This is a genomic window from Shewanella sp. KX20019 (assembly GCF_016757755.1).
Taxonomy (GTDB): domain Bacteria; phylum Pseudomonadota; class Gammaproteobacteria; order Enterobacterales; family Shewanellaceae; genus Shewanella.
In genome coordinates this window covers 1,006,638-1,029,037 of the sequence record NZ_CP068437.1, presented here as the reverse complement: position 1 = coordinate 1,029,037, position 22,400 = coordinate 1,006,638, and the positions used below count along the sequence as shown (strand labels likewise).

Sequence of the window (22,400 nt, the reverse complement as noted above, 5' to 3'; positions counted from 1 at the left end):
AGCGTAAATGTTATTTACGCTCTGTTATTTTGTTTTAGCAGCCAATTACTTGTCTTCAGCTTTTTTGATCTTTTCAACATTAATGATCGGCGTATTATCCTTTATCATTGGCGTCTGTCTCGAGCCCATAATATCCTCATCTGAACTCGCTGATACAGAGTAGCGGGCACTTGAACCACATGCAGATAAGGTAAAAAGCACTGATAAAATAGCTAAAATTTTCATGAAAATCCCTTTTAATAAAAAATAGTTTAGTGGCTTAGCATAAAGGAGTTTTTTACAGAAAGTTAGCCTTGTTCTGTGAGTTATTGACGCCAGACCATTTTGTTTAATTTAAATATCGCCTTTATGCTATCTTCAAAATCTGTAGCTTATGCAGACTTTTGCATCTCCCTCAAACAAAAAACGCCAGCAAAATGCTGGCGTTTAGCGAAACTAGTGACTAGTTAGGTTCGGCCTCTATTGGCAAACTTCTCTAAACCCCATACCACTAGTATACCGGCTAGCATGGCAACAACAGCGTAAGCTAGCAACGAAGCCTGCCCCGTCAGCTGTTCGTACTGCATCGGTGATAGAATACGTTCATCCAGTGGTACCATCTCTCCTTTAGAGTTCTCTCTAAAGCTGAGCACCTCTTTCCAAGGCCATATTTTGCCTAACGTACCGAGCATTAACCCAGTTAAAAATACCAAGGTTGCATCGTGATATTTACGCAGCAGTAGGGACAACACATGGCTAAAGCTCAATAAGCCTGTTGCAGCTCCTGCCGCAAACGTCGCCATAATCGCAATATCGAAACCTTTAACCGCCCCCATAACCGAGGTATATAAACCGAGTAATAGCAGAATAAAGCTACCGGAGATCCCGGGTAAAATCATCGCAGTAATCGCGATGCAGCCGCCTAAAAATACATTTAGATAGGTCATTTCAAGCGCAATAGGATTCAACATGGTGATCCCCCACGCGATAGCTACGCCAATCACAAACAGCGCTAAGCGGCCTAAAGTGAAACCCTTTACCTGTTTCAGCATATGGATCACCGAAATGAGGATCAAACCAAAGAAGAATGACCACACGGGGATTGGGTGGGCATGCAATAAGTAGGTGATTAACTTTGCCAAGGTTAAAATACTGGTTAAAATCCCCCCAAACACACACACTAAGAATGGGCCATTGATATGCATAAAGGCCGCTTTAATCCCTTGCTCTTTGATTACACTAAACAAAGAGGGTCTAATCTTTTTAATACTGTCGAGCAGTTGGTCCAAAATACCTGTAATAAAGGCGATAGTGCCGCCTGAAACGCCGGGGACAACATCCGCTGCACCCATTGCCATCCCTTTAAGGTAGGTCTGTAAATAGTTCACTTTATTCCTTAATCGACTCTGTAAAGTTTTCTGCCAAAATTATACTTCTCAATACTATATAAACGAAATGAAGTTTATCTTTCGCCTGAAATGAGTAGACCCTAGTAATTGATGTTAATTCAATGTTAACCTCATCCGACCAGTTAAAGTTCACAAGGAAGAAGATGAGCACTATAACCGCTAATAACAAGCCCACAAATACCAAGCCTACAAAAGTGATGTCACTGTTTAAACGTGTGACTCGCCTACCCTTCGGCAACAAAATATTTTCACTAATGGTCTGCCGAATGGCGCCTTACTTCGGTACAGTAAAACCTTTTATTAGTGAATTAAAAGTGAATAAATGCGTTTGCCTGATAAAAAAACGTAAAGCGGTTCACAATCATATTAAAACGGTGCATGTTATCGCGATCTGTAATGGCCTCGAGATGGCAATGGGCACCATGGCCGAAGCCTCAATTCCAGATCATCTACGCTGGATCCCAAAGGGGATGAGCGTTGACTACACGGCTAAAGCCGGTAGCGATATCACCTGTGTGGCCGAAGTAACACCTGAACAATGGGTCGTAGGTGACATGTTAGTCGCCGTCAATGCTTACGACACTGACGGTGTAGCTGTGGTGCAAGGCACCATTAAACTATGGATCTCCGAGAAACCGGCGAGAAAATAAGCCTCATAATTAGTCGGCCAATGAAATAACTCTTCATTGGTCGTTCATTTGCTGCTATTATTTCGGCAATTACCGAAACGTTAGGCATTTCAAAAAAGTGCCCCGTGTTAATCAACTGAGTTGAGTTTATGGATATCGATGTAGCAGCTAAAGCACTAAAAGAACTTGGACACCCAACGAGACTGACGCTGTTTCGTTGCCTTGTAAAAGCGGGACATGCTGGCCTCCCGGTCGGGCAACTTCAAGAGACTTTGCAGATCCCAAATTCAACCCTGTCTCACCACCTTGCAAGCTTAATGTCTGCCGGGCTGGTGAAGCAGCAAAGAGAGGGAAGAGTATTGCATTGCATCCCTCAATTTGAATGTTTAGACGGTTTAATAGCATTTCTGCAAGAAGAGTGCTGCAGCGACGAGAAGTGTTAACCGTGCTGTCAGTAAAGGCTAACCCGCAAGATAGAGGTGCCCCGTCTTTACAAAGATAATGGTTTCCTGTTCAACAAAAGGAAAGTGCTCACTCATGTGTGGGCTTCGCAGCCAAGTGTACTGTGGGTAAGCGCCATGTTCATCGTTAAACTCACCGCTAATAACGAAGATCTCCTCGCCGCCAAAATGACGATGTGTTTGAAAATGCTCTCCTGCGGGCCATTTAACTAGCGCCACATGTTCATGTTCAAACTCATGCAGTGGCATAACTTCTAAGCCACCTATCCCTTGCTGCCAGCTATTAGTATGAGTGTTCACTCGTACAGCCTTTAAATCATGCTTATCAAACTGGTTTAACTTAACTAAAAGCACGCAGCCATCTTGACTAAACGGTGTATGAGCGCTCCCTGGAGGGTTGCGAATATAAGTACCAGCAGGGTAATCACCCTCTTCGTCAGAGAAAGTCCCCTCCAGCACTAAAATTTCTTCGCCATAAGGGTGAGAGTGACGCTTAAAGCTGGCGCCAGCTTGATATTTAACGATGCTGGTAGTGTGTCCACTTTCGGCTGCTGCACGTTCAAGTGGTTTACGAAATACCGTCGGAGAGGGGCTGTCTAACCAGGGTAGCTCTTGAGTTTTAATTACTACTTTCTGACTCAAATCCATATTTAACATCAATTCCTCCTGCACCTTGATTCAAATAACGCTTAATTGCGAGCAGCCATAGCGCCAGCAACCCACGTAGGTTGGCCTGATAATAGCTGCGCTATCAGTTTTAAACGGCGATTAGAGTATTCTCTCACCCTGCAATATCAACCACATCAGTGTGATTACTATAAGCTAATTTTTCCTAACTAGTATTTAGAACAATTACTTGATTTGACACCTATAACCCATTAAACACGAACATCTCCTTTTCTATGGTAACCTTAAAACGATTAATATATACCTGAATAGAAACCACAAAAGTGTTAAAGCAGTGCTTAAAGTGCAATATCGAATTTGGCATTTTAGAGAATATAAGCTATCCAGACCTCCCAGCACGGGGCGAATATAAGGTGACCGACTTTGGGCAAAGTTTAGGCGTATTTTAGAGGTTTAGAGTCGCTACAACTTGAAATAGATAACTAGGGCCGACGAGATAAATGATGCAAAAAGGCGTACTTAACCGGTGGAATGATGCAAAAGGCTTTGGTTTTATAACTCAAGCAGGCAGCCATAGTGATGTCTTTGTGCATATATCGAGTTTTAACTCGACTGCTCAACGCCCTAAAAACGGCGATATTATTAGCTTCAGTTATGCCGGAAACAGCAAAGATAAGCCACAAGCGAGAAAAGCTGAAATCTTAGGGCTGCATGCACGGACTAAAACCAAGCCTCGTAAGCGCTCGACTAAGCTCACGCCCCTCAGTCAATTTGCTAGCGCTGTAATTATCGCTGAGATAGTGCTCTATCAGTTTGATTGGCTGCCACTCGCCGCTCTTATCTATCTGCTAAGTATCTCTTGTGTAACCTTTATTGCCTATGCACTGGATAAACGAGCAGCAAAGCTGCAACGTTGGCGCGTAAAAGAGTCTAGCTTACATCTATTAGCAGTGCTTGGTGGTTGGCCTGGAGCGCTTATTGCTCAGCAACTTCTTAGACATAAATCGGCTAAGACTCCGTTTAAAGTGCTGTTATGGATAACCATAGTACTCAATATTGGCGTTAGCTATATCATTCTATTTACACCTCTTGCAGGTGAATATTTTCATCAGATCCAGCGCATGCTCTAAACTATATACCCATCCTACTTAAAGGTGCTCGTTTCAGAGGCGTTGATGGGTTTTAATGGGCTTTACTCTGTGTTGTTGATTTTACTAAGGGAGCGACCATTAGTGGCAATCAATGCAAGCACCAAGGATGGTGTGAATGTCTGTTATGCAGGAGCAATAACTGACCTTGATTAAAGCTCATTAAACTCCCACAGAATCCTGCATCTTCAGGTAGGATGGGTATAGATTTACCTGTGAGTATCAATTCGTTATGATTGCAATCAAATGCAAACTAAACTCAAATTATCTAAGTGAATTAAAATGAAAATGATATTAGCGGTAGTGGTCATTGCTGGGGTGATTTTTTACTTCTTTACCTCGATGAATAACCAAAAAGCAGCAAAAGAAAATATTGCACTGGGTAACGCCTTTCTTGCTGAAAACAAGCTCAAAGAGGGCGTGTCGACAACCGCTTCAGGACTGCAATATCAAGTGTTAGCAGCAGGCGACGGCACTGTACACCCAAAGGCGAGCGATACGGTTACGGTTCACTACCACGGTACTTTAATCGATGGTAGCGTATTTGACAGCTCAGTTGAGCGCGGTGAGCCTATCGGCTTTCCACTCAATCGCGTAATTAAAGGTTGGACCGAAGGGGTACAGCTGATGGTCGTTGGTGAGAAAACACGCTTCTTTATTCCGCCAGAACTGGCTTATGGCAATCGCAGCGCTGGAAAAATCAGTGGCGGCTCAACACTAATCTTTGATGTCGAGCTAATCAGTATCGACTAAGTTGAATTATCAGCTGTATGCAGATAATCAAAAGCCCGAATGTGCCAACATTCGGGCTTTTTTATTAAGCGCTAAAAAGTTCACAATTAAGCTTCATATCCAAATGGGTCATCAATTGAGTGAGCAGGCTTAGTAAACCAAGCTGCTCTGTGTTCTGACCCTGTTCCGTCATGTAGAAATGAGCTTCATGACGGACACCAAACTCACCTAGAACACATTACGATTAAGCTTCATATCCAAATGGGTCATCGATTGAGTGAGCAGACTTAGTAAACCAAGCTGCTCTGTGTTCTGACCCTGTTCCGTCATGTAGAAATGAGCTTCATGACGGACACCAAACTCACCTAGAACACATTGCGATTAAGCTTCATATCCAAATGGGTCGTCGATTGAGTGAGCAGGCTTAGTAAACCAAACAGCCCCCTGCTCTGTCATGTAGAAATGGTCTTCATGACGTACACCAAACTCACCTGGAACACACAGCATAGGCTCGTTACTAAAACACATACCAGCGGCTAATGGCGTTTGGTCGTTTAGTACTAGATAAGGCCATTCATGGATATCGAGACCAATGCCATGACCTGTACGATGCGGTAGACCCGGCACGTTATAGCCAGGGCCAAAACCCGCCTGCTCAAGTGTATCTCTTGCGGCGCGGTCAACACTGGCACAGGTTGCCCCTATATGCGCGGCATCAAAAGCGGCAATTTGCGCATCTTGCTCATGTTGCCACAACTCGCGTTGACGCGGACTCGGCTCACCAAACACATATGTACGAGTGATATCAGAGTTATAGCCATATAGCTGACAACCGGTATCAATCAATACTGTATCGCCTAAATCTAACGCCTTAGGCGATTTAACCCCATGGGGATAAGCGCTGTCTTCACCGAACAGTACGATACAAAAATATGAACCAGCTGGAATGCCAACTTTAATGTGGGCGGCATTAATAAAGGCTTCAACTTCTGTGGTGCTAATGCCTTCATGTAAGATACGTGCAACGGCTTTATGGACCTCTAAGGTCATGTCTTTAGCCCGTTGTAACAGGCCAAGCTCAGTCGCCGACTTAATCATACGACAACCCGCTGTAACAGGCTTTGCGTTGACGTAGTTAAACTGTGGATGCGCTTGACGAACACCATCAAAAATAAAGAAAGCGGCAGACTCATCAATACCGACATCACCTGCGTTAATTCCCATGTTAGCGAGTACATCGCCAAACAGTGCATAAGGGCTTTCATCTTCTTGCCAAGTGTTGACCTTGCCTTCGATGGTCATGTAGCCCAATAGCGTATCAACTTCGAATGCTGGAGCTATATACTCAACTGCGCCACTTGCTGGAATTATCGCCCCAACCATACGTTCGCTCGCATACCAACGCGTACCTGTGTAGTAATAAAGGTTAGTACCCGCATTGATATAGATTGCTGCAATACCTTCTGCCGCCATTATCGACTGTGCATTAGCAATACGAGCTGAAAATTCATCATGGCTAATTGGCGCAGTGCCTTGGGTCATATCTGTGAGTTTTGCTAACTCTTGCTCTGCGGTAGAACCGCCTACACCTATTGTCATTCATGTACCCTTACTTTTAAAAGTTAAACTTGAGCCCTATGCAATGCCAGAGACATGCTCAAACAGACCTCATCATTAATAACGCAGCTGAGCCGTTTTAACCGACATTTAAGGCCGCTTTAAAACCGACTCGTTTATCTAAATATATCTGCACACCATCTAGAATAAAGTATACAAAATACCAGCGCTAATTAACAGTTATTGAGAAATACTTACCGACAGAAAAGGCGCGACAACCTCTTTTAGTCATACCAGCTTATAACCGTTCTTTCTGTAACATGCGGCTTTTAGACAGCTTCCACCACGCAATTAATAGCAGTTGCGCGGCGATCACAGGTAAGCAAATAATCAATAAAATCTCCCAGCCAAGAGCATGAATAACCCAGCCAGCACTTAGCGACGCCATTGCCTGTGCTCCAAAAATAAAGGTGTCGTTAAACGCTTGCACTTTATAACGTTCATCAGGGTTGTAACAACGCGGCAATAGCGCTGTACCGGCTACAAACAGAAAGTTCCAGCCAATGCCTAGCAATACTAAAGCGGCCCAGTAGTTCAGTAGATCACGCCCAAGCAACGCGGCAATAATGGTGATGACATAAGCGAGTAAGCCTAATAACATCATTTTCGACACCCCAATTCGTGCTACCAATACTCCACTAATCAATGAGGGAAGATACATTGCAATAATGTGGCTTTGAATGACCCACTTAGTGTCTGCTAATGAATGATGTTCGATATGATGCATATGCAGCGGGGTAGCCGTCATGACAAAACTCATCATGGCGTAACCTAGTGTCGCACCAGCAATTGCTACCCAAATCCTAGGTTGAGACAATATAGCCCCAAGGGGACGCCCAGTGGTTTTAGTTACCTCACGCTTTACACTGCGATCTATCTTAGGCTCTCGATAGAAACATAAAATAGTGGCAGCTATCAGGCTCACCATAGTTAAAAATGAAAAAGCCCCGACATAAGCCTGATCTGATATTACCCCGCCAAGCACCGCCAACTCAGGTCCTATAATTGCCGCGACAAGACCACCGAGCAGCACTCTCGAAGCCGCTTTTGCCGCTAATGCTGGAGACACAGACTCCATCGCTGCAAAGCGATATTGCTGCACCACAGCGCCAGCGGTTCCTAATAACATGCCGCTTAAACAAAACAGCACAAAATCTTGCTCGGAGGTTGCGTAAGCCGCCAACATTCCAGAGGTCGCCGCCACCAATGCCCCAGAAATAAATACCGGCTTTCGGCCAAAGCGTTGCATCAACTTAGACACAGGCAACACTGATAGCGCAACCCCAACAACCATCGACGCTATCGGCAATGTCGCCAGTTCGGCTGACGGGGCTATCTCTACACCAATAATTCCGCCGAGCAACATCATCATCGGTGTCGCACTCATTGCAAATGCCTGTGCAAGCGTCAGTACCCATACATTAAATGGCATAGCCCAATTTATCCTTTTACAGCACCATCGAAATGAGACAGCGTTAATACGAACTTGTTGCAACATAGTGGCACGAATTGAGCACTAACTCACCTAGGTAAACCACTGAATATTGATGAATAGTCTCAGAGGTTGCTACACAATGGTAAAAAAGATGATAACAAGATGGCTAAATGCTGCTGCCCTTAGCCTATTCATTTGTGATAACCTCCGCGCTAAATAACTACACATTTAATAGCCTTTAGCCACATAACCATTGCCGCTCAAGTGCTTAATTATGGAGCCATGATGTCAAATACTATTGCAACCCGCTTGAGCGCTATTCGCCACGAAATGGCGAAGTCGAATCTAGACGCTTTTATTATTCCTCGTGCAGATGAGTATCTGGGTGAATATGTTCCCGCTCACAATGAACGGATGCTGTGGACCAGTGGTTTTACCGGCTCAGCAGGCATGATCATTGTCTTAAAAGACACAGCGGCAATCTTTGTTGATGGACGTTACACAGTGCAGGTTCGCCAACAAGTCGATGGCGAGTTATTTGAATATCTGAGTTTGCACGATACCCCCCAAGCACAATGGCTTACCGAAAAGCTTGATGCCAAGTCCAATGTAGGTTTCGATGCCAGACTGCATACGCTTTCATGGTTCAACAGCACCCTAGCGACCCTGAATAAAGCACAAATTGACTTAGTGGCCGTAAAAGACAACCCTATTGATCTTAATTGGAGTGACAGACCACACGCTTCAAACGCAGCTATTATGGCGTTTAGTGAAAAAAGTGCCGGTCGCAGTAGCATAGAAAAACGCACCACTATTGGCGCGGCGGTTAAAGCTGAAGGCGCTGACGTTGCCATCATCGCTGCCTTAGATTCATTCTGCTGGTTACTCAACATTCGCGGTAAAGATGTACCTCGTCTGCCTGTGGTTCTAGGTACCGCGTTACTCCATGCAAACGGCGATATGCTGCTATTTACCGATCTCAGCAAACTGCCAACGGGTATCGAACAGCATGTTGGAGCAGGTGTGAGCTTTAAAGCTGAAGCCGCTCTTGAAGCTGAACTGGCTAAACTGTCAGGTGTTAAAGTACTAGCGAGCCCAGATACCATCAACGCGTGGTTGCAGATAACGGCCAAAAACGCGGGGGCAGAACTTATTGCGGGGGCCGATCCTGTTGCACTACCTAAAGCACAAAAGAATGATACCGAGTTAAGTGGTATGAAAGCGTGCCACATTCGAGATGGTGTAGCCGTCAGCCGTTTTCTTGCTTGGCTAGATGCCGAGGTGCTTGCAGAGCGCTTATATGACGAGGCTCAGTTAGCCGATAAGCTAGAAAGCTTCCGCCTTGAAGACCCGCTTTATCAAGAGCCGAGTTTCGATACCATCTCTGCGACTGGTGCCAACGCGGCAATGTGCCATTACAACCACAACGACGGCACGCCAGCACAGATGGAAATGAACAGTATTTACCTAGTCGATTCTGGTGCTCAGTATCTCGATGGCACCACTGATGTCACTCGTACAGTTGCCATTGGAGATGTTACCGATGAGCAAAGAAAGATGGTGACACTGGTACTTAAGGGGCATATTGCTATCGACCAGGCCAAGTTTCCACAAGGTACCTCTGGGCAGCAATTGGACTCTTTCGCACGCCAACACCTTTGGCAACACGGTTTCGACTTTGATCACGGCACAGGTCATGGTGTGGGCCATTACTTGAGTGTGCACGAAGGGCCGCAAGGTATTGGTAAAAACAGAACCTCTGTGCCTTTACTTGCTGGTATGGTGCTATCAAACGAGCCCGGTTATTACCGTGCTAACGAATTCGGTATCCGTTTAGAAAACTTGGTTGCAGTAAGGCCTTCAGTATCTTTAACCAATGCAGAGCGTGAAATGCTTGAGTTTGAAGCGCTGACCTTCATCCCAATGGATGCTCGCCTTATTGATAAAAACTTCCTAACTAGCGCCGAAGTCGATTGGTTTAACCAATACCATCAGCTAGTACGCGAAAAACTTAGCCCGCACATGCAGGGTGATGAACTCATGTGGCTGAATAAAGTGACTGCGGCAATTTAAACTCGCCGCTTATCGACAGAGCAGTGCTTCGGCGCTGCTTTTTCGTTTTAAAATCTAGGGGCTGTTGATCTTTCATGGTTGTTTTTGCCGCAGTTTATTGGCTATTTTGACAAGGCGGAGGCTATGCAGTTTAGTCATTCTCCACAAATAACCTACAACACAGTAAAAATAGCCAAGAAGCGCGGCCCATCGGGTTCGTTTCAATGCTTTTATTGCTGCGTTACGAGCTTTTCACTTAGCTAGCTAAGCATCATCGCTCAAGCCTTGCCCTAAAATCATTGAACTCGAACAAAAGCTAAGCTCGAAAGATCAACAGCCCCTAATAAATAAGTGCAGGTTTTAAGCTAAAGTTTGCTATACTCCGCCACCGCCATTTCAATGGTGGCAAAGAAGTTAGCGCTGTACGCTAGCGGTTGAATTGTTGATTACAGGACCCTCATCATGAGATTTGAATCTTTTAGTTTTGCTCCCGAGATTTTGCGCGCCATCTCTGAATGTGGTTATCAAAAAATGACACCAATTCAGCAGCAAGCAATCCCAGCAGTGCGTCGTGGCCAAGATGTATTAGCCAGTGCACAAACAGGCACAGGCAAAACTGCCGCGTTTGCATTACCTATCTTGCAAAAAATGCTTGATAACCCAAGTGACACTCAACGCTCAAATACCCGTGCACTTATCTTAACGCCAACCCGCGAACTAGCTTCGCAGATTGCCGACAATATCAATGAATACGCTAAATACTTAGAGGTGAGCGTCGCCACCATCTATGGCGGCGTTAAGATGGATAGCCAAGCAAGTAAACTTAAGCGCGGCGTAGACATCATTATCGCAACCCCAGGTCGCTTACTTGAGCATCTCACGGCGTGTAATTTAAGCTTATCGAATGTCGATTTCTTAGTACTTGATGAAGCTGACCGTATGCTCGATATGGGCTTTAGTGCTGATATCCAAAAAATTCTCCAAGCGGTGAATAGCAAACGTCAAAACTTGATGTTCTCTGCGACCTTTTCTGCGCCAGTAAAAAAACTTGCTAGCGAGATGATGGTTAAACCCAATATCATTACTGCCGATAAGCAAAACACCACCGCTGATACTGTTAGCCAAGTGGTTTACCCGGTAGAGCAACGTCGCAAACGAGAGCTTTTGTCAGAGCTAATCGGTACCAAAAATTGGCAACAGGTGTTGGTTTTTACTGCGACTCGTGACGCCGCAGATAAGCTAGAGAAAGAGCTGAACCTTGATGGTATTCCAACAGCCGTTGTCCATGGTGAAAAAGCCCAAGGTAGCCGCCGCCGTGCTTTACGCGAATTTAAAGAGGGTAAAATGCGCGTATTAGTGGCAACCGAAGTTGCCGCTCGCGGACTGGATATTCAAGGTCTAGAATACGTGGTTAACTATGACCTGCCGTTCTTGGCTGAAGATTACGTACACCGTATTGGCCGTACAGGCCGTGCAGGTAAATCAGGTGTGGCTATCTCATTTGTGAGTCGTGAAGAGGAACGTACTTTAGCGGATATTGAAAAGCTAATTGGACAAAAACTTCGCCGCGTTACGATTCCAGGATACGAAGTCGGAAGCCGCGACCTATTGATTAAGCAGCTGCAAACTCGCCGTAGTTTTGCCAAGAAACAACAGCGTGTAGATAATGCAGGTGCGCAGATGATTGGTGAGAAAAACATGCAAGGCCGCCGTGTTAAAGTGAAGAATGCCTCACCAGCAAAAATAAAGAAGATAAAATAATCGCAGTACGGACATCAAATTATTTTATAAACAACAAAGGCACCTAATGGTGTCTTTTTTGTACGCGATGTTTAAATCTGCTTCAATAATCTGTAGCCGGTAGCTAATCGTGTTTTGTTGCTTTGGCCTGTATTTTACCAATAAAAGTGAGCTAGAGCATCAGATCTAGTTAACTTTCAACAATTGTGGTTCCAATGACCTGCGGTCGGCGTATGTGCAGATACTGCCGTGACACGCTGCAAGTCCGTCCTTGGAAGCTCGGCCATGACTTTGGTCAAACGAAGCTTGACGCACTAGTGGTTCCAATGACCTGCTGTCGGCATATGTGCAGACGCAACTGAGACTCGCCGTGAACACATCCCTGTGGGCTCAACGAAAACGTCCTGTTTCCGAAGGCCTCAGCCGCATCTTACACTGGGTTATAAAAGCGCAAACTCTTGGCATTTGAGTTTTCATTCTTCCATTAAGAAATAACTGTCTCTTAGTAAACATCATGGCTTAAATACATTAACCAAACGTGCAGAGTCTAATCTCCCCCGTTGGAAATTTTGCTTTTTAAATTTCGCCGGGGCGCTGAGGGATATCCAAAAGGGGGGCAAGCGCTTTCCCCTTTTTGGTCTGGTGTGGGCGAAGCGCCACGACTTTTCTTTTTATTAAAATGAAAGCGAAGCTTGATAAACCTAACGAGGTTTGGGGCATCAAATGAGTTAGCCTCTGGCGAAAGTGGTTCCAATGACCTGCAGTCAGCGTATGTGCAGACGCAACTGAGACTGAGCCAAGCACCACGACGTTGCCTTTATAAAAATGAAGCCGTAATTTAATAAGTTTGACGCTCAAATTCCTTGCCGTTCACCAACATAAATGAAAGTTTTTAGGCCTTTCATAGGTCTAATGTTAGTCACTTAGTTAACCCTACATTCAAAGGCCAAAATAATGTTAAAAAAGACCTTCGCTGCTCTGTCTATACTGCTGCTGAGTTTGCCGCTGTTAGCTAAACCTATCGCGCTTGATGAATTAAACGTGATGCCGTTAATGAATGGCCAGACCATCCCCTCTGCATCGCTTAAAGATCTCAATGGGACTAACGTCGATATCGCAAAGCTTACTGCTGGCAAACCAAGCATTATCTTTTTCTACCGTGGCGGCTGGTGCCCTTTTTGTAATTCACAAATGGGACAACTGCAGGCTATTGAGCCACAGTTGCTAGAGATGGGTTACCAGTTAATTGGCATCTCTCCAGATACACCGGAGAAACTTAAAGCATCAATGACCAAGCAAGAGCTCACATACACACTGTTGTCTGATGCAAGTTTAGCGACCAGTAAAGCGTTTGGCTTAGCCTATTTTACTAGTGCCAAGGTTACCGAACGCTATTTGAGTAAAATGAAGCTTGAAAATGACCTATGGCAAACACCACAAGGTGAAAAACGTTTAGTGCTGCCCGTGCCAGCGGTTTATATCAGCGATGCTAAGGGCTTGGTTCATTTCCAATACGTAAACCCTAACTTTAGAGTTCGTCCAGCAGCGGAACTGATTGTTACAGCGGCTAAACTGGCGCTAAAGTAAGCCGATGCTATGGCATAGCCGTTTAATACTGTATTCGCATTAGGTATAATGCCTCCGCCGTCCTCTATACTCACTTCCACGGCGGAGAACTCATGTCCGATATCAGTTATAACCAAGCCATTCTCATGTTTGCTGACGCAGGCCTAGCCGCGTTAGCAACATCTGCTGAAACCAGCAGTAGCGTAAAGACCCCAGCAGGTGAAAGCCATTTCTTATGCAGCTGGATGGTCAGCGCCCTTAAAAAGCGTACCTTTTCAAAACTGATCGCTGATGATCTTACTTTTTGGATCCGCCAAGCTCGTAGCATGGGAGCAGGTGCCGAGCTCAAACTCCTGTTGCAAAAAATTAGCCAGCAGTACAGCTTTATTGCCGATAAACAACAAGGCTTAGCGTTATCTTTAAAGGCGATGCTAACAGAGCTAGATAGCAGTGACTGGGTCATCATTACCGACCAAGAGGTGACACAAAAGCTCAAGCTTAATAGCGATGGCCGCTCTAGTCTTGTTATCTCAGATGAGCAATTTACCCAACGTATTGATGGTGATGAGCTGATAAAGCCTATTACCCTTTATGTGCGTGCACCTGAACAAGCCTTTGCTGAAATCGCCTACAAACATGGTCTACTGTTAAGCCCTGGCAACAAGAAGACCTCTCTAATTAAGCACCATAAGTCTTATCGCATTTGGCCTAAAAATATGCAGCCTGCGCTGACAATATTGCAGCCATTAACGAGTTAGTGGTTGCGTTTCCCCATTAAAAGGCCTGCGAATGCAGGCCTTTTTGTGTTCTAACTACGATTGTCGTCTAGAACGACACGCTAACATCCGCGCTGCAAGTATCCGTACCTTCATCACATGCCTTGTAGACATATGTTCCGCCACCTTTAGTGTTAATAGTATCAGTGTAAGTCTCGCCGCTTGGAACGGCTATGACAAAGTTTCCATCACGATATACATCAACGGTACCACCTGCTGCACCACTAAAGCTAAGATCGACATACTTGACGCCCCTTCGCTTATAATGGCTCTCTGTAAGCGTTAGAGCATCTCCGCCACCATTGTCACCACCCGCGCAGCCATTATCCGCTAAATAATCATAAGCCGCTGCAGCATCAATAATACCGTGACCAAAATAAACATCATGTCCACTTACACCACCGTCTATCGCCGATGCATTTAATGCGGCGCGGATCTCCGTGCCAGTGCACTGCGTATAGTTAGACCATACTCGCGCTGCAATACCAGACACTGCGGGTGTAGCCATAGAGGTACCACTCATAAATCCATAATCTGAGGTTCCAACTGCAACATCAGCACTGCTTGCTGCAACTAGAGCGGCTCGATCTTCATAGGCTGCTCCTACTGCAGGTATGTTGGTCGCATTAGTGTCACCTAATGTGCCGTAAAGCATGCCCGCTTCATTATTAATGATAATAGCGCCGATACCACCTGAGTTTTCGCAGTTAAGTACTTTATCGTGGAAAGAGATAGCACCGCGATCGATCATACACACCATGCCGTTAGCACCGCCATTGGTCGCTTCCGCAGTACCCATGTAAAATACACTTCCTGATACTGAACCTGCGTTCTCCATGGCTGAACTTGAGTATGCAACACCATCAACACTCATATTTGAAGCTGTTGCCATGCCTGCTGGATAAGTCGATAGGGTATCAACACCGCCAGCTGCAATTTCGACACAGATGCTGGTATCCGTTTTCTGCTTCTTGCCTCGGCCAGTAGTACAGGTGGGGAATTGTGAGAAATCAGCGATATCATTATTGGCATCATTGGCGCCCACCATCATCACCGATGGGTAACCTGCAGGGTATGAGCGCACACTGTTACCATCATTACCCGCAGCCGCCACCACTAGACCACCGTCATCGGTGAAAGACTGGAACGCGTTAGATTCGGTTGAGTTTGAGCCACCACCACCCAAGCTCATGCTAATAATATTGGCTCCGGCAGTACTACAGAGGTCTGCAGCATGGGCTAAATCGGATGAATAGCCCCAACCGTCGGCATTAAAAACCTTGATAATGTGCATCTGAACACCTGGCGCCATACCAACAACTCCAAAGCCATTATCTGCCGCACCAATAGTACCCGCCACATGCGTACCGTGTGGACCACCATTGTCATTCCAGTTACCGGTACCACCATCGTTGTCGCCAGTAATGCTATTCCAATCAAAATCAGCATTTGAAGCATCTAAGCCTGAATCAATAATACAGACCTTCATGTCTCCTGTGCTGGCATCAAAAGCAATGTCATTCACGTTAGATTGGTATACTGCATAGGGTGTTATTTGCTCTGTCATCGGGTTACCGACATCATCACTAAATGACATTAGTGATCGACGTTGATCCACTTCGACCAACTTAATATGCGGGTTATTGAGCAAACCTTTCACTTGAGCAAGATCTTTACCAGAAAATGTTGCCGCAATAAACCCATTACCATCTAAGTTTAACTCGCCGCCCATCTTCTTCGCTAAGGCTTTAACAACCCCCTTTTTGCTATTATCCACTTGAATAACATATCGCTCATCAGCTGTTGCTGCCGCTGATATGCCAACAGAGAGTGCTATTAAGGTCGCTGCAATTTTTGTCAATTTCATAAAGTGTTGCTCCGAAAGGTTTGCATAGGGCTCTTTAATGGCCCAATTAATTATTGGATTATTTAGCTACAAACTACTTACCTAGCAGTAATAACGACTAAGCAGAGAACTAAAACCTAGCACAACCAATCGCCCGCAACAAACCATTAACAAAAGTAAACTTTGTCAAGTTGGTTTTTTTGTGAATAGAAATCAAATAGGGGTTCTAGCGAAACTCTGATTTTATTAATAGCTTTCAGTAGATTAATTTATAGATAACTATATTAACTGCGGCAGAAATCTGTTTTTAATGACTAAAAATTCAACATATTGTTTTTGAATATACACCTATTGCCAAAGTATTAGCCGCTTAATAAACGTAAAACAGTAAGAGGGATAAAAGAGGGGGGTGAGAAAATTACTCAGCTACAGCGCTATAAAAATCGACTTCAGCTTTAGACGCTAAAACCAGTCGCTTGCCATTATTAAGATAGGTTGTACAAGCAACTCTAAGCAAAGAGGCAAAGTTAGTGATCTTAGCTTGTTTTAAAATAACCTCTCGATAAATCCGAGTAAGAAATACTGCGACGGTAAGCTGATCCTCTTCGGCTATCTGTTCGATAAGTTGCCAAAATATAGCTTCAAGACGAATGCTGGTAACCACGCCATCGATTCTAATAGAGCGGGTTTTCAGCTCAAACAATTCGGCTTCAGCGCCAGAATAGAGTTCACACATAGTTAGCTGCTAAATAATCGAGTAATAGCAACATTTTGCAGCTAACCACAGTGTAAATATCTTAGACTTTAGTCTAAAGCTGTATCCGTATTTAAAATGGATACTAGCTTAACAGTGCATTAAATTGCGCTAACCAGGCTGGATGAGCAGGCCATGCAGGTGCAGTCACAAACTGCCCATCAGTCAGTGCTTCGGTCACTTCAATATCAACATACTCTGCGCCCGCTTGAGTCACTTCAGGTGCACAAGCTGGATAGGCCGATATTCTCTTACCTTCAATAACCTTTGCAGCGCTAAGCAGCTGCGCACCATGGCAAACTGCTGCAACAGGCTTATTCTCACCGACAAATAATTGTATTAATTCAATCACTTTGGGATTCAAACGCAAGTACTCTGGTGCCCTCCCCCCTGGCAGCAATAGCGCATCAAAGTCATAAGCTAGCGTGGTTTCAAAGTCTCCATTAATACTAAACAAGTGACCAGGTTTTTCGGTGTAGGTTTGATCGCCTTCAAAGTCATGTATCGCCGTTTTGATAGTGTCACCTATCTGTTTACCAGGACACACTACAACAACTTCATGATTAACCATTTGAAGTGCTTGAAATGGCACCATCAGTTCATAATCTTCAACAAAATCACCGGCAATTATCAGTATTCTAGCCATGCTTCACTCCTAAAATTAGACCTCAGGAAACACTCTACTCGTCGCACTGTTAATCGGGTAACAACCCAATACTACAAAGCAAACTCTGATATAAAAAAAGCGCCTATAGGCGCTTTTTTTACAAACCACTAAAGCTTAGTTAAGTTCAGCTTCCGTTCTCGGTTTATGAGAATGGCCATCTAAGCCATCTTTTTCTACTTTAGGGATGTTTAAGGCCTGTTCCGTGAGGTTATTATTGCCCTTCAACAACTCACTCAAACTCCCCGTTTTAGCATCAACTAGGCCGAGTTCTTGCAACATTGCATCGACAACTGGACCATTGGCACGATAGTTTAGTGCTGCGGTAGTAACTTGCTCAGCGATCCCACCTTGCTGAGTTACAGCGGTATCCACAGTACCAGACGTACTCATGCTACCTGCCCCATAGCCCTGTAAAATTTTAATCCCTTCGATATTTTCGAGTGGCTTAACCGACTCCTTAATTATCTCAGGGAGAGACGCCAAAATCGCTAATGAGCGCTGCAAGGCAATCTGTTCGTCACTCAATACATTTTCAGCTTCATGCAAAGCTTGCTTACCCGCTGCATCTACAGCGTAAACTTTCTCGTCAGCTTCAGCACTTAACTTTTTCGCGTCTGCCGCAGCCTTTGCCTCAATTAGGATCGCACTTGATCTGTCTTCTGCGGCGCGTTTTTCAGCTTCAGCTTCAACAGTAACCCCCACCGCTTCGCGCTCGGCCTCTTTACGCGCATCGATGACTTCAATCTCTTTACGACGATTAGCTTCCGCCACCTGACGGGTCGTAATAACCGCTTCCTCTTTTTCAACTTTGAGCTTTTCAGCGTCAGCGGCTTTTGCACGTGCTGCGGATTCCTCTTCTGACTTAGCCGCGACCGCTATTTGCTTATCCTGCTCAGCAACTTCAATATCGCGTTGCTGTTGAATACGTGATTGCTCAATGGCTTTACGTTTTTCAATTTCACGGGTTTCGATATCTTTAGTTTTTTCAATTTGGGCTGTTTCAATAGCACGCTCTTTAGCAATCTCAGCCTCACGCTCTTCACGTGTTTTTTGCTCTTGCTGCTTTAAAATCTCAGCTTTTTGCTCAGCACGTTTAAACTCAAGTGCTTGCTGCTGAACCAGCCTTGCTTCCTCTTCCGTCTTTTCGATTTCAAGCGATTGCTTTTCTGCTTCGAGGTTACGCTGCTCGATTTTAATACGGTTTTCTTGCTCAATATCGTTGGTTTCTTTGCGTTTCTCTTCAATTATTTTGGCTAAGCGAGCACGACCTTCCGCATCAAATGCATTATTTTCATTAAAGAATTGTAGATCCGTTTGGTCAAAGCCGGTGAGGGATACAGACTCAAGTTCCAAACCGTTTTTCTCTAGGTCATTAGCAACATTATTTTGCACTCGCTGCACAAAGTCTGCACGCTGCTCGTGCATTTCAGTCATGCTCATCTCCGCAGCTACGGCACGCAGTACATCAACAAACTTACTCTCCATTAACTTTTTAAGCTCTTCGACCCGCGTCGTTCTGGTACCAAGAGTCTGTGCCGCCATTGAGATCCCTTCAGCATTGGGAGCAACACGTAAATAAAAGTCAGCTTTAACATCAACACGCATGCGATCTCGGGTGATTAAAGCGTCTTTTTGAGTTTTTTCCACCTCAATACGTAAGGTATTCATGTTCACGACAGTGGTTTCGTGCAGCACTGGCAACACAATCGCGCCGCCATCTTTAATTATTTTTTCTCCGCCGAAGCCAGTCCTTACAAATGCCATCTCTTTTGTTGCTCGGCAGTACAACTTGGCAAATATCAGTCCTATCACTAGCATTCCCAATAAAACTGAGGCAGCAATAATCAAAACAAAACTACCACCAAAGTTAGCGGCTATCTCTTGCACTGGTTCCATCTATAATATTCCTTCATTAATTAGGTTAAAAATATTCATTAAGAATCAAGCTTTGCGGCACTCCAAACGCGCCCTTTTCGCTTCAGTAACACCACTTGGGTACCCGTTAGAAACTCGACACCAACTTCATCTGGCTCCACTAACACATAGTGTTTCTGCATATAATCATCCTTAACCAATGCTTCACTCGGGTTGCCCAGCACTGCTTTTCCGATCGTCAAGATGCCAACGCAGCCGTTGAGATCTTCAACTGATACAGCAGAAGATTCATTCTTTGGCAGAATATCAGCTAGTTTGCTTCCGAGAAAATGGCAGCTAAAGCCCATTAACAACAGCGATAATGGCAGAGAAATAGCTTGAGGCAGCAGGCTATCAAACCAGCTGAGAGAGAAGTAGTTGAGTGAAAAGCCTGCAATAGCAAAACTCAATAGCGCTAGGACAAACCAAATGAGTAGTGGCAGTCGACTGATGCAAAGCCAACCAACAAGTCCGGTAACGCCAGCAACATCAGCGCTGTTGTCATTTGGCGTCCAATCATCGAGTAAGCCCAAAAAGCTGGCACCAATGACGAGCGATAAGCTTTCTACCATTCCGAGTACAAATACGATACACAGCGAAATGGTGTAAGGTAAATTATCTTGGTTTAACAGAAATGAAACCATTAAATCCTCCATGAACACAGTTTGTCCGCATGATCCTCTGCGGTGTAGGGTTTCAACGCCCAAAATGTAGCTAACTACATAATTTTAAATATATTATGTATTTTCGAGCATAGCAAACTTTAGCCGATAGCTAAACAAAATAAATTATGACTGAGAAAAAATTCAAACTATGGCCTTACTAGACAGCTATCGTGTCTCTATGTTTTCACTTTGGCTCGCCCTGAAACATTCCGTTCATTGAGCTACACCATTCATTGCAGTTACTCTCCCCCTAACCCCTTCTATGCCAACACACAATGGCTCCTCTATTTCAAAGTGGTTTAGATACTTATCGTGCTAGCATAGCGACATTACTCACTATCAGCTGACTTTTATGAATCAACCTGCAAATAAGAACTATGCACGTCTTTGTGAACACTTCCAAAGCATTAGTCATTTCGAGCATTTAGGTGCCCTTGGTGATTGGGATCAAGCAGCGATGATGCCTGTCGGTGGCGGGGAAGTAAGAGGCGCCGCGATGGCAGAACTTGCCAAGCATATCCATTCACTAAAAACGGCAACCATGCTAGCGCCTACCATTGCAGAAGCCGAATTAGAAGAGCTTAATTGGCAGCAAAAAGCCAACCTAAGAGAGATCCGTTACCAGTACCAGCAAGCCAATATTGTCCCGGGCAGCCTAGTCGAAGCGAAAACAAAAGCCGCTTACCGCTGTGAGCAAGCTTGGCGAGAGCAGCGTAATCAAAACGACTGGCAAGGCTTTAAGCCCAATCTTGAAAGTGTGTTAGCGCTAGCAAAAGAGGAAGCAGATATCCGCGCAGCGGCTCTGAATATCTCCCCCTATGATGCGCTGTTAGATAAGTTTGAACCGGGTATGACCTCTGGCAGACTAGAGCAAATATTTGGTGGTCTGAAAAGCTGGCTTCCAGGGCTAATTGAACAGGTGCAAGACAAGCAGAAACACCAAGCTCGTTATGCTATTCCCCATGCAGCGAGTGATGCACAAGCGCTATTTAGTCGAGATGTAATGACACTGCTTGGGTTTGATTTTAACCACGGCAGACTAGACACCAGCAGCCACCCATTTTGCGGTGGTGTTGCCAGCGATGTTCGCCTGACAACACGTTACGATGAAGCTGATTTTACCAGTGGATTAATGGGCGTAGTACATGAAACAGGACATGCAAAATACGAGCAGGGCCTGCCTCTTGACTGGCGCGGACAACCCGCTGGGCTTGCGCGTTCTATGGCGATTCATGAAAGCCAGAGCCTATTCTGTGAGATGCAACTCGGGCGGGGCAGTGCATTTTTAGCGCTACTGCAACCTAAGTTAAAGCAACGACTAGATTGTAATCTCAGTCACGATCAGCTACTCAACATCTATTCTCGGGTAACTCCGGGTAACATCAGAGTGGATGCAGATGAAGTGACCTACCCTTGCCATATCTTACTGCGATTTGAAGCTGAAAAGGCCTTAGTCAGTAACCAGCTTGCCGTTAGTGACCTGCCAGATTTTTGGTCCGCACAGATGCAATCGCTGTTAGGGATCAACACCGACGGTGATTATAAGAATGGTTGCATGCAGGACATTCATTGGGCGGTTGGCGAGATGGGGTATTTCCCCAGTTATACGCTAGGTGCGATGTACGCTGCGCAGTTTAGAGTGGCAATGGAGCAGCAGTTGGGCTCAGTTGAAACTCTAATAGCCAACGGAGAGCTTTCATCTGTCATGGGTTGGCTCAATGACAATATTTGGTCAAAGGGCAGTTTACTCACAACCGACGAACTCGCACTTCAAGCGACGGGTGAAACACTCAATCCAGCGCACTTTAAGCAACATTTAATTCAACGATTCAGTGCATAGTGGTATTCAGAATCCACTATTTTGGTGAAAATAAGAGGCTAGAATGAAATTACGCAGTATAGAAATCGCTGATTGGCCAATCATCCTTGAGATCCAACTGGAGTGTTACCCTCAAATCGAGCCTGAATCGTTAGCGGTTTTGCAAAGCAAATGGCTAGTGTCACCACAATCTTGTTTCGGTCTTGAGTTTAACAATCAAGTCGTGGGTTATTGCTTGGCGCACCCTTGGATAGCCAACAGCCCACCTTCGTTGGATCAGCAAGTGGGTGCAGTCAAAGCGGCCAACACCCTGTATCTACACGATATAGCGCTGTCAGCTAAGGCACAAGGTAAAGGGGCTGGACGCCTAGTATTGAGTAAGTTAAAACTGTTTGCCCAACAACATGGTTATGCCACTATCAGTCTCGTAGCCGTATTGGGGGCTGATAGTTACTGGCAACAGCAAGGCTTCATCACACACGCTATCGATAAAGATCTCAGCGGCTATCCAAGCGACGCCTGTTATATGATTTATACCTTGTAGCCTAGATTTGTTATCATATA

At 45.0% G+C, this 22,400-nt stretch carries 21 protein-coding genes; 11 read left to right on the top strand and 10 right to left on the bottom strand.

Annotation, left to right across the window (positions count from 1 at the left end):
• Positions 1–45 precede the first annotated feature (45 nt).
• Positions 46–225, bottom strand: coding sequence for a hypothetical protein (locus JK628_RS04455; RefSeq protein ID WP_202288071.1), 180 nt, complete (start codon positions 223–225; stop codon positions 46–48).
• Between the two features lie 221 nt (positions 226–446).
• Positions 447–1,367: a DUF368 domain-containing protein gene (locus JK628_RS04450; RefSeq protein ID WP_202288070.1), complete on the bottom strand. Its 921-nt coding sequence runs from the start codon at positions 1,365–1,367 to the stop codon at positions 447–449.
• A gap of 164 nt (positions 1,368–1,531) precedes the next feature.
• Here JK628_RS04450 and JK628_RS04445 point away from each other — a divergent pair, with 164 nt between their 5' ends.
• Positions 1,532–2,038 (top strand): hotdog fold domain-containing protein, encoded by a 507-nt coding sequence (locus JK628_RS04445; RefSeq protein WP_202288069.1) that lies wholly within the window; start codon positions 1,532–1,534, stop codon positions 2,036–2,038.
• 128 nt (positions 2,039–2,166) lie between these two features.
• Positions 2,167–2,460: an ArsR/SmtB family transcription factor gene (locus tag JK628_RS04440; RefSeq protein ID WP_202288068.1), complete on the top strand. Its 294-nt coding sequence runs from the start codon at positions 2,167–2,169 to the stop codon at positions 2,458–2,460.
• 18 nt (positions 2,461–2,478) lie between these two features.
• On the opposite strand, the gene JK628_RS04435 is transcribed toward JK628_RS04440, so the two are convergent.
• On the bottom strand, positions 2,479–3,135 hold the full coding sequence (locus JK628_RS04435) for a cupin domain-containing protein (protein ID WP_202288067.1): 657 nt from the start codon (positions 3,133–3,135) through the stop codon (positions 2,479–2,481).
• A 293-nt stretch (positions 3,136–3,428) separates the two neighbouring features.
• On the opposite strand from JK628_RS04435, the gene JK628_RS04430 reads away from it, so the two are divergent.
• The 3 genes from JK628_RS04430 to JK628_RS04420 all read left to right on the top strand — a co-directional run bounded on the left by JK628_RS04430 (position 3,429) and on the right by JK628_RS04420 (position 5,006).
• Complete coding sequence (locus tag JK628_RS04430; protein WP_443019989.1) at positions 3,429–3,554, top strand: hypothetical protein; 126 nt, start codon at positions 3,429–3,431, stop codon at positions 3,552–3,554.
• Between the two features lie 51 nt (positions 3,555–3,605).
• Positions 3,606–4,235, top strand: coding sequence for a cold shock and DUF1294 domain-containing protein (locus JK628_RS04425; RefSeq protein ID WP_202288066.1), 630 nt, complete (start codon positions 3,606–3,608; stop codon positions 4,233–4,235).
• Positions 4,236–4,535: 300 nt separating this feature from the next.
• Entirely contained in the window at positions 4,536–5,006 is a 471-nt protein-coding gene (locus JK628_RS04420; RefSeq protein WP_202288065.1) for an FKBP-type peptidyl-prolyl cis-trans isomerase, read from the top strand.
• A gap of 360 nt (positions 5,007–5,366) precedes the next feature.
• Here the strand turns inward: JK628_RS04420 and JK628_RS04415 are convergent, their stop codons facing one another.
• The gene (locus tag JK628_RS04415) at positions 5,367–6,584 is read right to left on the bottom strand and encodes a M24 family metallopeptidase (RefSeq protein WP_202288064.1); all 1,218 of its coding nucleotides are present in this window, start codon (positions 6,582–6,584) and stop codon (positions 5,367–5,369) included.
• A 256-nt stretch (positions 6,585–6,840) separates the two neighbouring features.
• Positions 6,841–8,034: an MFS transporter gene (locus JK628_RS04410; protein WP_202288063.1), complete on the bottom strand. Its 1,194-nt coding sequence runs from the start codon at positions 8,032–8,034 to the stop codon at positions 6,841–6,843.
• Positions 8,035–8,322: 288 nt separating this feature from the next.
• Here JK628_RS04410 and JK628_RS04405 point away from each other — a divergent pair, with 288 nt between their 5' ends.
• From JK628_RS04405 to JK628_RS04390, 4 genes are all read left to right on the top strand, one after another.
• Complete coding sequence (locus JK628_RS04405) at positions 8,323–10,110, top strand: aminopeptidase P family protein (RefSeq protein ID WP_202288062.1); 1,788 nt, start codon at positions 8,323–8,325, stop codon at positions 10,108–10,110.
• A 441-nt stretch (positions 10,111–10,551) separates the two neighbouring features.
• Entirely contained in the window at positions 10,552–11,850 is a 1,299-nt protein-coding gene (locus JK628_RS04400) for a DEAD/DEAH box helicase (protein WP_202288061.1), read from the top strand.
• A gap of 933 nt (positions 11,851–12,783) precedes the next feature.
• A complete protein-coding gene (locus tag JK628_RS04395) occupies positions 12,784–13,416 on the top strand; it encodes a peroxiredoxin-like family protein (protein WP_202288060.1) in 633 nt (210 codons plus the stop codon).
• A gap of 92 nt (positions 13,417–13,508) precedes the next feature.
• Entirely contained in the window at positions 13,509–14,153 is a 645-nt protein-coding gene (locus JK628_RS04390; protein ID WP_202288059.1) for a DUF2913 family protein, read from the top strand.
• Between the two features lie 67 nt (positions 14,154–14,220).
• Here the strand turns inward: JK628_RS04390 and JK628_RS04385 are convergent, their stop codons facing one another.
• The 5 genes from JK628_RS04385 to JK628_RS04365 form a co-directional block, all read right to left on the bottom strand.
• A complete protein-coding gene (locus JK628_RS04385) occupies positions 14,221–16,038 on the bottom strand; it encodes a S8 family serine peptidase (RefSeq protein WP_202288058.1) in 1,818 nt (605 codons plus the stop codon).
• 397 nt (positions 16,039–16,435) lie between these two features.
• Positions 16,436–16,753, bottom strand: a complete 318-nt coding sequence (locus JK628_RS04380) for a ribbon-helix-helix domain-containing protein (protein ID WP_202288057.1) — start codon at positions 16,751–16,753, stop codon at positions 16,436–16,438.
• Positions 16,754–16,856: 103 nt separating this feature from the next.
• Positions 16,857–17,417 (bottom strand): DJ-1/PfpI family protein, encoded by a 561-nt coding sequence (locus JK628_RS04375; protein WP_202288056.1) that lies wholly within the window; start codon positions 17,415–17,417, stop codon positions 16,857–16,859.
• Positions 17,418–17,552: 135 nt separating this feature from the next.
• Positions 17,553–19,334, bottom strand: coding sequence for a flotillin family protein (locus JK628_RS04370; protein ID WP_202288055.1), 1,782 nt, complete (start codon positions 19,332–19,334; stop codon positions 17,553–17,555).
• Positions 19,335–19,372: 38 nt separating this feature from the next.
• Positions 19,373–19,996 carry an OB-fold-containig protein gene (locus tag JK628_RS04365; protein ID WP_202288054.1) on the bottom strand — a complete coding sequence of 208 codons (624 nt, stop codon included), beginning with the start codon at positions 19,994–19,996 and terminating at the stop codon, positions 19,373–19,375.
• A gap of 373 nt (positions 19,997–20,369) precedes the next feature.
• On the opposite strand from JK628_RS04365, the gene JK628_RS04360 reads away from it, so the two are divergent.
• Positions 20,370–21,857 (top strand): carboxypeptidase M32, encoded by a 1,488-nt coding sequence (locus JK628_RS04360; RefSeq protein ID WP_202288053.1) that lies wholly within the window; start codon positions 20,370–20,372, stop codon positions 21,855–21,857.
• A 43-nt stretch (positions 21,858–21,900) separates the two neighbouring features.
• Positions 21,901–22,380, top strand: a complete 480-nt coding sequence (locus JK628_RS04355; protein WP_202288052.1) for a GNAT family N-acetyltransferase — start codon at positions 21,901–21,903, stop codon at positions 22,378–22,380.
• Positions 22,381–22,400 lie beyond the last annotated feature (20 nt).